This window comes from Bacteroides sp. ET71 (assembly GCF_023336905.1).
GTDB lineage: Bacteria > Bacteroidota > Bacteroidia > Bacteroidales > Bacteroidaceae > Bacteroides.
Window position 1 is genome coordinate 1 of record NZ_JAMBLS010000170.1, and the last position, 325, is coordinate 325.

Here is a 325-nt window from a genome sequence, read left to right on the forward strand (position 1 = left end):
GGAATGGAAGCTCCGCCCGGTGGATGCGGCGAAGGGCGACATACGCCGGCAGATAGCTGATACCGTCAAGCCGTTGCTCAAGCTCTACCGCTTCCAGTCGATGGGCGAGTTCCGGGCATTGCTCTCCTTATATAACATAGGCATGGAGGAAGTCAGGGGCGAAGCGGGCGGACGCGCCTATCACGGCATTGTCTATACGGCATTGGATGCAGACGGGAACAAGGTGGCGACCCCCATCAAGTCGGCAAGGCTGGGCAGGATGGCGGGTGCGGAGGGCTTGCAACGGCGCATGGAGTGGTCAGCCTCGCGCATCAGGGCGGACGGT

1 pseudogene is annotated in these 325 nt (G+C 62.2%); it reads left to right on the forward strand.

The features are described 5' to 3' along the window. Nucleotides 1–325 (forward strand): annotated as a pseudogene (locus M3090_RS15730) (mobilization protein); the annotation flags it as partial.